Source organism: Rheinheimera gaetbuli, from assembly GCF_054781935.1.
Genome location: NZ_BAAGTL010000001.1, coordinates 683,728 through 694,345 on the forward strand (window position 1 = coordinate 683,728; position 10,618 = coordinate 694,345).

The window sequence follows — 10,618 nt, forward strand, 5'->3', positions numbered from 1 at the left end:
GCTTTAGCCCTGAGCCATTTCAATGGGCTCATTATCAAGATACTCAGATACCCGTATTACTTCATCCAGGCTGGTAATACCTTGTTGGGCATAGTGCAGTGCCATCGTGCCCAAACTGGTAAAGTCTTCACTATGGTGAGCCAGATTAGCAAAGCCCACGGTATCATCACGGCGCAGAGCATCTGCTAATGGCTTGGTGATCAGCAGTAACTCAAACACGCCTAACCGGCCTTTATAACCAGAATGGTTGCACGACTGGCAGCCAGGCGCATGCCAATAGTTGGCTGCAGTGCTGGCTTTATGGTGGCGTAGCCAGTTTGCCTCTAACTCGTCGGGTTGGTAGGGCTGTTTGCAGTAGTCGCATAACCGCCGCACCAGACGCTGCGCCACTATTGCCCGCAAAGCCGATGCAACCAGATAAGGCGCCGCGCCCATGTCAATTAGCCGCAGTGTACTGGTTACCGCATCATTCGTGTGCAAAGTCGATAACACCAGGTGGCCTGTTAGGGCGCCGCGCAAGCCCATTTCAGCAGTTTCCTGATCGCGCATCTCACCTACCATGATAATGTCGGGGTCTTGCCTTAAAGTGGTACGCAGCACATTGCCAAATGTCAGGCCAATTTTATGGTTAACCTGCACCTGGTTAATCCGCGGCAGGCGGTACTCTACCGGGTCTTCCACGGTGATAATTTTACTGCCGGGCTTATTGAGTTCGCTTAGTAAACCATACAGCGTTGTGGTTTTACCCGACCCGGTCGGTCCGGTAACCAAAATCATGCCATGCGGGCTTTGTATAATTCGGCGCAATTTTGCCAACATGGGTGCGGGTATGCCAGTTTCTTCCAAATGCAACAGGCCGGCAGACTGATCAAGCAAGCGCATAACCACTGACTCGCCATGCTGCACCGGCATGGTGGAGATCCGCACATCAATTTGGTGCTGTTTTACGTTTATTTGAAACCGGCCATCCTGCGGTAAACGTTTTTCTGAAATATCCAGGTTTGCCATTAACTTAAGCCGTAATACCAAGGCCGACGCTATACTGACCTGATCCAGAGTATTTTCCTGTAACACGCCGTCTACCCGCTGACGGATACGCAACACCTTTTCATCCGGCTCGATATGAATATCCGAGGCCTTTACCTGCACCGCGTCTTCAAAAATTGACTGTAGCAGCTTAACAATAGTGTTATCAGCATCATTAAGTTCATCCAGTGCAGAGAAATCTGTGGCACTGTCTTCACCGTGCTCAGCTTTTAGCTGGGTGGCAAAACTTTCAATATCTTTAGTTCGCCGGTACAAGCTGTCGAACGCTTCAATAATCTGGCTTTCGCGCACCACCACCAGCTCAATTTGCCTTGGCGCCAGCAATACTGCCAGTTGGTCTAACGCGGTAAGATCGGCTGGGTCACTCATGCCCAGCATGACCTTCGTACCATGATCCTCCAGCACCAGAGCACGAAAACGTCTGGCCTGCACTTCAGGTAGCAATTGTACCGCTTTGGGTTCAATTTGTTTTTGGGCGATATCTAAAAAGGGTACACTCAGTTGTTGGGCCAGAAACTGCAGCAACTGCACTTCCGACAAAAATTTCATCTCTATCAGCGTGGCGCCCAGCTTACGGCCGCTGCTCTGTTGCTGCAGCAAGGCCTGTTGTAGCTGGTCAGCGGAAATAATGCCTTCATGTACCAGTAAATCACCCAAACGCATTTTTAAACGTGGTCTTAGCATGGCCTACTCTGTTGCAGCTAAACGCTGTTGAATATAGTTACGGCTGTCCGCAGACAGGGTGTCGCCCCACTGCAACGCCTGACGATAATGTAACTGCGCCTGCTGGCGCTGTCCGTGTTGATCAAAAGCAATGGCCGCCCCCAACCACCAGCGCGCCTGCTGCGGCTGCAGCACTATCAGCCGGCTAAACCATTGTTGCGCCGCGACGCTATCCCCCAGTTGTTGGGCTGCAGTGGCTTTTAGGCCGTAATATTCCGGATACAACGACAAGTCAAACTGGGGCAGCAGTACTGCATCTGCTGCCGCCCATTGTTGCTGCTGTATATAATGTTGCGCCAGCAGTAAACGCAACTCTGCTGAGTCGGCGCCCTCGTTTAGCCCTTGCTGTAAAATCTGTTGTGCCCGCTCCGGCTGGCCCATTTGCCCCCAAAGCCGGGCTTGCGATGTGTAAGCCTGGCTTTGCTGCGGTGCCAGTGCCTGTACTTGCTGCCACAAACTGACGCTGTTCATTAGGCGGCCCGATTGCGCTGCCAGCACAGCCTGTTGCTGCAGAGCAATAGCTTTCTGCGCTGGCGTCTGCAATGGCCGTTGTATTTCAACTTTTACTGGTGCCGGTCTGGCTGCGGCGGTCATATTGTTATCACTGACGGCAACATCAATAGCCGTTTCCGTAGTTGCTGCTGTTACGTTAAGCTCAACAACCGGTTGACTATCCGCTATTGTTCCCAATGTTTCAGCTATCGCTTCCAACGCCACAGGCTGCTCCTGCGTCGTTACCCTTGTGGCCGGCTCAGTAGCTAGTGTTAAAAGCGATTGCTCAGTTGCAGGCTGCAGTTCAGGCCCGACAGACTCAGTGTCAGGATGAACAACCAGAGTAGCGTCAGGCTGGGCAGGCGCTACATTGGGGCGGTTTAAAATGGCATACACGGCGAACAACAGCAACATAGCGCTGAGTAATAGCAGTACATTCAACCACAGTGGCCTGCTATCGTCACGGCTGATACTGCTACCTGGCTTGGCCGCTGATGTTGCGTTGCCGCTTTGCTGCCGCTGCTCCAGATCACGTAACATTTTATTTAGCACACTCATAATGCCGCTCCGGTTGGCCAACAGGCCGCAACCGCGACACCGGCTGTTACCAGTGTGCTTGCCAGCAGGCTATACCACCACCAGGCTTTTGGTTTTGACGATACATCTTCTGTATCCAATGCAGCCAGACGCACATGGCGCGAGCTTACCACAGCACGGCCTTCGCCAAATGCCAGCAACAACGCCTTGTGCGCCAGAACATTGACCAGCCGCGGTATACCACGACTGTAGCGGCTGATACTTGTTTCAGCAGCCGGGCGAAACAGCATTTCACTGGCGCCGGCTTGTTGCATACGTTGGCGTAAATAAGCAGCAACTTGTTTGCGGCTCATTAGGCTAAGGTGGCTGGAAAAGGTGATGCGTTGGCGCAATTGGCGAAAACGATAAGTGCCCAAGCGGCGGTTTAATTCGGGCTGGCCAAATAATACTACCTGTAACAGCTTACGCTGTTCGGTTTCAAGATTAGTGAGTAGCCGCAATGCCTCCAGCGTGTCATCAGGCAGCGCCTGCGCTTCGTCGAGTAAAACAATCGTTTTTTTGCCCTGTGCCGCCAGCAACATTAGCTGGCGCTGCAGCAATTGCAACAACTGAGGCGGATCTATATTACCTGAATACTGCAAGCCCAATTCCAGCGCCAAAGCCCAGCGCAGCTCCAGAGGAGTAAGACAGGGATCAGGCAGGTAGGCCAGCTGCCAGTCGTGCTCAGCTTGCTGCAATAGCATACGGCAGAGCATGGTTTTACCGCTGCCTACTTCACCGCTGATTTTAATAAAACCTTCGCCGGCATTCAGTGCGGTTTTCAGTACGGCCAATACGTCCTGATGTTGTTGCAACGGCACAAAAAACCGGGTGTCAGGTGTTAAACCAAACGGCAGATGCTGCAACTGAAAATGGCGCTGATACATAGCTTATCTCGGGTACCAGTCAGAAATAAATTCGGCAGACTGCTGCAATTGTTGCTGCCATACGCCATCAGCCACCACTGTCGGCTTAAGCAAGATCACCAACTCCTTTTTCTGTTCTACCTTGTTAACACTGGTAAACAACTTACCCAGCAACGGAATAGCGCTAAGCACCGGTGTGCGCGACTCACTGTCGCTGGTCACTGTTTGCATCAGGCCGCCGATCACCACTATTTCGCCACTGCGGGCACGGATAATGGTATCTGACTCGCGAATATTGCTCTGCGCCAGTGGCAGCACTATTTGTTCGTTGCTAAAGCGGATGGTTTTGTTCTGCTCTGCGGTCTCAGTAACCGAAGGGTGTACATGCAGAATAACGCTGCCGTTTTCGTCAATTTGCGGTGTGACATCTAACGCAATACCAGAGAAAAATGGTTGCAGAGAAATATTCGGCGTGCTGGTAGTGCCGCCGGCACCAATGGTGGTGTCACTACTGACATCGGTAACAAAATACTCATCTTGCCCAACTTTAATTACCGCTTTCTGATTATTCATCGCGGTAACCCGCGGGCTGGACAGCACCTGCGCATTACCCTGGGTTTCCAGCAAATTTATCACGCCATTAAAATCGGCGTTATTAAATGAAATAGCCGTTACACCGCCCAGCGACGAGCTAATAGCATTACTGGCAACAGCGCCGCTGCTATTAAAGTTAAAGCTGGTATTACGCAGGTTCATAATGGCATTTTGCCAGTTTATACCCTGTTGATACTCATCATTTAACGTCACTTCAATAATTTTTGCTTCCAGTACGACCTGGCGTTGCAGGTGCTGCTCTGACTGGCCAAGAAAAGCCTTAACGGCAGCAATTTCTTCCGGCATGCCACGTACAGTAACCAAACCCGCTTGTGGCGTCACTACCACCATGCGTTCAGGTTTGTTGCCCAGCAAGCTGGCAACAGCTTTCTCCAGATCTTTCCAGAAGTCGGTTTTGCTTTCACTCTGAATAGCACTGCCATTAAATTGTTGCTGGCCTGATTGCGACTGGCTTTGGTTACCCAAACCGCCCTGATTTGTATTACCCTGTGACGTGTTGTTGCGATTATTTTGGCCGCTCTGGTTGCTTTGGTTATCCTGTGATACGCCACCGGAGTTTACTGCAATAGATGAAAAGCCATGCCGCTGCAACATCAGATAATTAACGGCAATACTCTCTGTGCGCAGGCCGGCCGGAAACACTTTATATACCAATCCCTGCTGGCGGATATCAAAACCATATAGCTGCCTTACCAAAGCCATCGTTTCCGGTAAGGTCACCTGCTTAAGCTGTAATGTAATAGAACCGCTTACGTCCGGGTGCAACAGCACACTGTAGGGTGTATCGGCAACTAAAGACTGAAACACGTCAGCAACATCAGCCTGTACTGCTGATACATTAAAGCGCGGCAACTCTGGCATAACCGGGGTGTAGCTACCACTTAGCAGATCTCGGGTTACTGCCGCCGGTGGCGTCGGGGCTGCCGCTTGTTGCTGCGGTGCAGCCTGTTGCGCTTGTTGCAATTGCTTAGAGGCCTGGGCCGGCACTTTAGAAGGCTCTAATGCCTGGCAACCACTAAGCAGAACCAGACCTGGCAGCCAAAACTTTTTACTTTTCACACCATTATTCATATTGTTTTATCGCTGTATTAAGTAATGACAACACATGCCGCTCACCGTTAACGTCCAGAATGACCTGCTGCTCGCTAATATCCTGTACAGTGTACTGTCTAATTTGTTGCCCTTTGCGTAGCAACTGGCCATTGATCAGTGCCGTTTTACCCTGTGGGCTGTCTTTAATAAGCTGCAGCTTTAATGCTTCTACTACGGCCCCGGCGTTGCCTTGCTCTGTAGCTATCTGCCAGCCTGGTGCCGGACGGGTGGGATCAGCTATAACAACCTGGCTGAACAACAGGCAAAAGCTAGAGACGAATAATATCTTCATGTTCACTCACTGTAATCAGCTGCAGACTCAATTCCCCGGTGGGATATTGCGTTACTTCATACTGCAAACCAGCCCAATTGATTAGCCAGGGCAATTGCTCCATTCTGAGTAGCACCTGATACAACTTGGCATAACTGCCTGTAAGTACCAGAGTTAGCTTATGCTGATACAGTAACGCGGCATCTTCTGCCGTTTGCCCTTGCAGCTTTACCGGTTCTGCCGGTGCACTGGTTAAACTTTTAACCTGCACACCATCACTGCTTCTTAGCATGTTTTGCAGCATGCTAAGCATTTGTTCGCCACCAATAAAATGGCTGGCGCTTTGCCGGATTTGCGCATTTAATTGCTGCTGCTGCTGTTGCAACGTACTAATTTGCTGTCGGTATCCAGCGTCCTGATCAACACCAAGCTGGGCTTTAAACTGCACCGTTTGCTGTTGAATATCAGCCAATTGCCGCTGCAGTTGCCCCTGTTGTTGTTGTAACTTCTGTATTGTCTGCCAAGTGGGTTCAAGCAGATAATTAAATGCCAGCCAAAAGGTTAAAAACATCACGCTGGCGGTTATTAACCATTTCTCACGCTGTTGCAGTTGATTAAAGCGCTCAGATAACTGCTGCCATTGATTCATCGCAGCTCTCCTGGCTGTGCTGAAAGCGAGAAGCTGACCGCGGGTTTGTCTGCTACTTGTTGTAAGTCAATCTGACTAAAACGCTGGCCACGAAAATAGTGCAAATTGCCTAACTCTGCCAGCCACTGCGGCACAACCTCCGGCTGTAAGGCAATACCGGCAAAGCTGCTGTATTGCTGCTGCAACGAAAATGCGGTTAACCAAAGCTCCCTGCGGTCTATCTGCTGTAGATGTTGTAAAACCGGACTATAAAATAAACTGGCCTGTTGCTGTTGGCCAGATAAATAACTTAGCAGCTGTTGCTTTTGCTGTACGCTATGTTGCAACTGCTGATGTTGCTGCAACAGTGCTGGCGCGGGTTGGCGCTGCGCAAGTGCCTGTTGATACATGGTAATTTCCTGTTGCGCAGTATCCATTTGCCTTTGTTGCTCAGCCAGTTGCAGTGTTTGTCGCTGACTTTGCTGCTGCAACAGATAAAACACGCCAGCCAACACAACAAACAGCAATAGCCAGGCATAAATCAGCCTGGACAAGCTAAGTAGCTGGCGCTGCACATGAAGTACCGGTTGATAAAGATTAACGCGCTGTTTAATCATGACTGCGCCTCCCTGGACACCGTAGCAGCAATTGCCGGCCAGCACTGAACAAATTCATTGCTATAGGCTCCCAACTGCAGCGGCGATGCCAGAGGCTCACCCCGGACAAAACCATTTTCTGAGAGCAGCTTACACAGAAAGTCCGGCTGTTGTGCCAAAATTCGGATATCACGTACAGGAGGTTGCTTAAGCTGACTTTCAAAATAATCCATTGAGCGCTGCAATTCCAGCAGCAAACGTTCTAGCATATCGCTGCGGGCGTCTTGCGCGTTAAGCAAATGCAAGTTGTATAAACCGCGTGTGCGTCGGGAGAAATACAGTTGGCCACCCTGGACTATTTGCAACAACACTTCCTGCCCTGGCTGATGAATAATCAGCATGCATGGTTGCGGGCTGGCCGCTATCAGATGATGTGCCAGCCACTCTGCAGGTTGCACCGAGCTCAGTTGTAAACCGCTATTACTGATGCACTGCACCAGTTGTTTTAGCCAACTTAGCCGGGCTACAACCACATTAATTTTCGCTTGCGGGGCACTTTGGCCGGGTAAGTCGATATAGTCGGCAACCATATCCTCAGCCGGTATCGTTACCAGATCTTTTACTTGCCATGGCAAGGCCAGTCGCAGCTCTTCTTCTGTTAACGCCGGTTTATCCAGCTGCACCAACTGATAAAACTCTGGTGCCAGTACTACGTCTAATTTAGCGACAGCAGGCAAATCAGCAACAACAGTGCGCACAGCAGCCTGCCACTGCTCAGGTTTGTAGCTGACAGTAGTACATTGGCTGACCTTACGAGCACTGACCCTCAGCAAACTAACTGTGTCTGCTGTAAGATATACTGCAAGTTGCTGTGGAGCTTTATTAGTTTTACGCCTGAAGTAACTGCTTATTTTTTCCAGCATAAATTACCGTTCGCTGTGTGTATATCGTTATACTAACGGCAATTCAGTCAACTGTCATGCGTCTTGCTATGTTGTATTCATCATCGATTCAGTTTTGGCAGCCGCAGCTTCGCTGGCAACAAATACACCACCCCCTTCTAAGTGGCAATAAGGTTGAAATATGGTTATGTCATTTAGACACGGGCTGTAATGCCGTATCTGGCAACAAGATCCTGAAACTACGCTATGTGCTGCAGCAAGCATTACAGCAAAACAAAGCCGGCATTTTTACTTTTGGCGGTGCTTTTTCCAATCATCTGGCTGCGGTAGCTGCGGCTTGCCAACTGCTTAAATTACAAAGCACGGCGTACGTAAGAACCGAACAGCTGGATAGCAAAAACCCGACGCTGGACTATTGCCGGCAGCGCGGCATGGCACTGATTGCCATTGACCGCATTAACTACCGTCAACGCCATGACCCGGAATTTATAGCCAGACTGCAAGTTAGACACCCACAGCTCTTGGCAGTACCTGAAGGTGGCTCATCACTTATTGGCGCTGCCGGCTTTGCCGATCTTGATTTTGCAGCAACGCCTGGCGGCACAGCAAACTTAGTGTGCTGTGCAACAGCAAGTGGTGGCACCGTTGCAGGGCTTATAGCAAACTCAGCAATGCCTTATGACACCACTGTGCTTGGGCTGACCGTGGTAAAAGACGATTCACTTAATCAGCGTATCAGACAATTATTACCTGAACAAAAACCATTACGGCAATGGCAGTTAGTTAACGACTATGTTGGTGCGGGCTATGCGCGTTTCGATATCGAATTACTGCAATTTTGTAAGGATATGGCGCAACAACAGCTTTACGTAGAGCCTGTGTATACCGGAAAAGCGCTGGCGGGTTTAGTGCGGTTGGTAGCACACAACAAATTGTCACCCACCGTAAAGCGTATTAGTTTTTTTCATACTGGCGGCCTGCAAGGACTGCAAGGACTGCACTATCGAAAATTAATTACTGCAACTGACCTTGCGCTATTATCTGGTTCAATGGCTGACTGAAATAAAACCCCTGGCCGCCGGCAATACCTAACTTTTGCAACGTAAGCCATTCGCTCTCCAACTCGACACCAGTGGCAATCACTTTGATACCTTTACCTGCATAACCAGCAATAAGTCCGCGAACAAAAAGTTGCTGTTCAAGGTGTTTGTCAATATTTCGTACTACGGAAGGATGTAATTTCACAGATTCCAGCGGTAGCTCATCGGCATAGATTGCGTTATCAATAACTAGGCCCACCTGATCAACAATAAGCGCAAAACCAGCTTTGTGTAGCTTCTGTAGTTTGATACGAAGCTTTTTAAAATGCTTAATTAAGTGGTGCTCTGCTATCTCCAGTGCGAATTGTTGCGTATCGATCTGACCCGATATCAACATTTGTTCCAGCCACTGCCACCATTGGTTATCCAGCAACGCATGCACACTGATGTTTACGCTACAGCGACTTTGATGCCGATAATCTGCCGCACACAAACGGGCTGTTTTCAGTAACACATGTTGATCTATTTGCCCGGCCAAGCCGCAATTAAACGCCATCGGCAAAAATACAGCTGCAGGAACCTGCTGACCATCACTACTTTGCAAGCGGATCAGCACTTCATGTTGCAACACCTCACCATCCTGCCAGGAAAACACCGGTTGAAAGCTCAGGCTAAAGCGGTGTTCTTGCAAGGCACGATTTAACTCTGAACGCCACCAAACAGAGCCTTTTGCCAATGATTTATCCTGCTGCTGAATGAAACCATGGGCGGCGTTCGGCCCCTGCAGCTGAGCAGTACGCAGTGCCATATCTGCCTCAGACAAAATCTGATACGACGTTTGTCCGCGCTGGTAAGGCGCATAGCCTATGTGCAATACATCAAGCTCAATACAGTCGGCGAAACAAGCCGCACGACTTAATAAGGTTGCCATGCGGTCACCCAGTTTGTCGACCTCACGGCCGACAATGCCGGAAACCATAAACACCAGATCATTTTCAGATAACCGGGCTAGTACGGTTTCTGGATAATCTGCAGCCAATGCATTGAGAATATCGACACAGCCCCGCAACCGTTGTAGCTGTTTAACGCCAGCTCGACCGGGTTCTGGGTGGCTAAGCTGAATAATGTACACAGCCCCTTCTTCGAATTCAGTGACATCATCAAGGTAATGTTGCAGTTTACTCTCAAAAAAAACGCGGTTACCGATTGCAAGCTCGTGATCAATCAGGCCCTGCACCCGCACAAGATGACGTATTTCGGCATCTCGCTTATGTAACTGGGTTATCTTGGTATGCAACAGCTGCAAACGTTCAGCCGTTGCAGTATTGCGATCGCCTTGTTGTTCAAGCTGCACCTCCAGCGCAGAAAGTGCTTTGTTAACTGCACAGCGCTCTTCAGCTTGGCTTGTATGTTGCTTTCGCAATAGCACAACAACAGTACTTATACCAAGTACTGCAGAAAACACGAGGATAACAGCGCTTAAAATAAACGGCCGGGGCCATATCAGTAATAACACAGCAACTAAACTCTGCAATAACAATACAGATGCAATGAGCAGGACCAGATGAAAAACATGTTGCTTGACAGAGAAAGATAACGACACAACCAACTCCTTTTGATAGTGGTTTCAGTGTTAATCTTTAGCCGGCGTTTGTCGAGTTTTTCAGCAAATATTTGTGGTTTTGTAGTAAGTAAACGCAAAAAGCCCGACTCTTTCGAGACGGGCTTTTTACTTGATGAGGAGCCTGGCGGTGAACTACTCTCGCATAG

Annotated in this window: 10 protein-coding genes; 1 reads left to right on the forward strand and 9 read right to left on the reverse strand. The window is 49.6% G+C overall.

What is annotated here, in order from left to right; all coding sequences use genetic code 11:
• Window positions 1–3: 3 nt before the first annotated feature.
• Genes ACYVIC_RS03185 through ACYVIC_RS03220 form a run of 8 tightly spaced genes read right to left on the reverse strand, consistent with a single transcriptional unit; the run spans window position 4 to window position 7,829 of the window.
• Window positions 4–1,731 carry a GspE/PulE family protein gene (locus tag ACYVIC_RS03185; protein WP_460857200.1) on the reverse strand — a complete coding sequence of 576 codons (1,728 nt, stop codon included), beginning with the start codon at window positions 1,729–1,731 and terminating at the stop codon, window positions 4–6.
• A 3-nt stretch (window positions 1,732–1,734) separates the two neighbouring features.
• Window positions 1,735–2,820, reverse strand: a complete 1,086-nt coding sequence (locus ACYVIC_RS03190; protein WP_460857201.1) for a tetratricopeptide repeat protein — start codon at window positions 2,818–2,820, stop codon at window positions 1,735–1,737.
• Window positions 2,817–3,725, reverse strand: coding sequence for an ExeA family protein (locus tag ACYVIC_RS03195; protein WP_460857203.1), 909 nt, complete (start codon window positions 3,723–3,725; stop codon window positions 2,817–2,819). Before ACYVIC_RS03195 ends, ACYVIC_RS03190 begins: the two co-directional genes overlap by 4 nt.
• Window positions 3,726–3,728: 3 nt before the next feature.
• Window positions 3,729–5,378: a pilus (MSHA type) biogenesis protein MshL gene (gene mshL / locus ACYVIC_RS03200; RefSeq protein ID WP_460857204.1), complete on the reverse strand. Its 1,650-nt coding sequence runs from the start codon at window positions 5,376–5,378 to the stop codon at window positions 3,729–3,731.
• 4 nt (window positions 5,379–5,382) lie between these two features.
• On the reverse strand, window positions 5,383–5,703 hold the full coding sequence (locus ACYVIC_RS03205) for a hypothetical protein (RefSeq protein ID WP_460857206.1): 321 nt from the start codon (window positions 5,701–5,703) through the stop codon (window positions 5,383–5,385).
• The gene (locus tag ACYVIC_RS03210; RefSeq protein ID WP_460857207.1) at window positions 5,681–6,331 is read right to left on the reverse strand and encodes a hypothetical protein; all 651 of its coding nucleotides are present in this window, start codon (window positions 6,329–6,331) and stop codon (window positions 5,681–5,683) included. The genes ACYVIC_RS03205 and ACYVIC_RS03210 overlap by 23 nt, the downstream gene beginning before the upstream one ends.
• Window positions 6,328–6,927 carry a PilN domain-containing protein gene (locus tag ACYVIC_RS03215; protein ID WP_460857209.1) on the reverse strand — a complete coding sequence of 200 codons (600 nt, stop codon included), beginning with the start codon at window positions 6,925–6,927 and terminating at the stop codon, window positions 6,328–6,330. The genes ACYVIC_RS03210 and ACYVIC_RS03215 overlap by 4 nt, the downstream gene beginning before the upstream one ends.
• Complete coding sequence (locus ACYVIC_RS03220) at window positions 6,924–7,829, reverse strand: hypothetical protein (RefSeq protein ID WP_460857211.1); 906 nt, start codon at window positions 7,827–7,829, stop codon at window positions 6,924–6,926. The genes ACYVIC_RS03215 and ACYVIC_RS03220 overlap by 4 nt, the downstream gene beginning before the upstream one ends.
• A 68-nt stretch (window positions 7,830–7,897) precedes the next feature.
• Here ACYVIC_RS03220 and ACYVIC_RS03225 point away from each other — a divergent pair, with 68 nt between their 5' ends.
• A complete protein-coding gene (locus tag ACYVIC_RS03225; protein WP_460857212.1) occupies window positions 7,898–8,869 on the forward strand; it encodes a 1-aminocyclopropane-1-carboxylate deaminase/D-cysteine desulfhydrase in 972 nt (323 codons plus the stop codon).
• On the opposite strand, the gene ACYVIC_RS03230 is transcribed toward ACYVIC_RS03225, so the two are convergent.
• The gene (locus ACYVIC_RS03230; RefSeq protein WP_460857214.1) at window positions 8,823–10,451 is read right to left on the reverse strand and encodes an EAL domain-containing protein; all 1,629 of its coding nucleotides are present in this window, start codon (window positions 10,449–10,451) and stop codon (window positions 8,823–8,825) included. The two genes, ACYVIC_RS03225 and ACYVIC_RS03230, sit on opposite strands and share 47 nt — an antisense overlap.
• Between the last annotated feature and the right edge of the window lie 167 nt (window positions 10,452–10,618).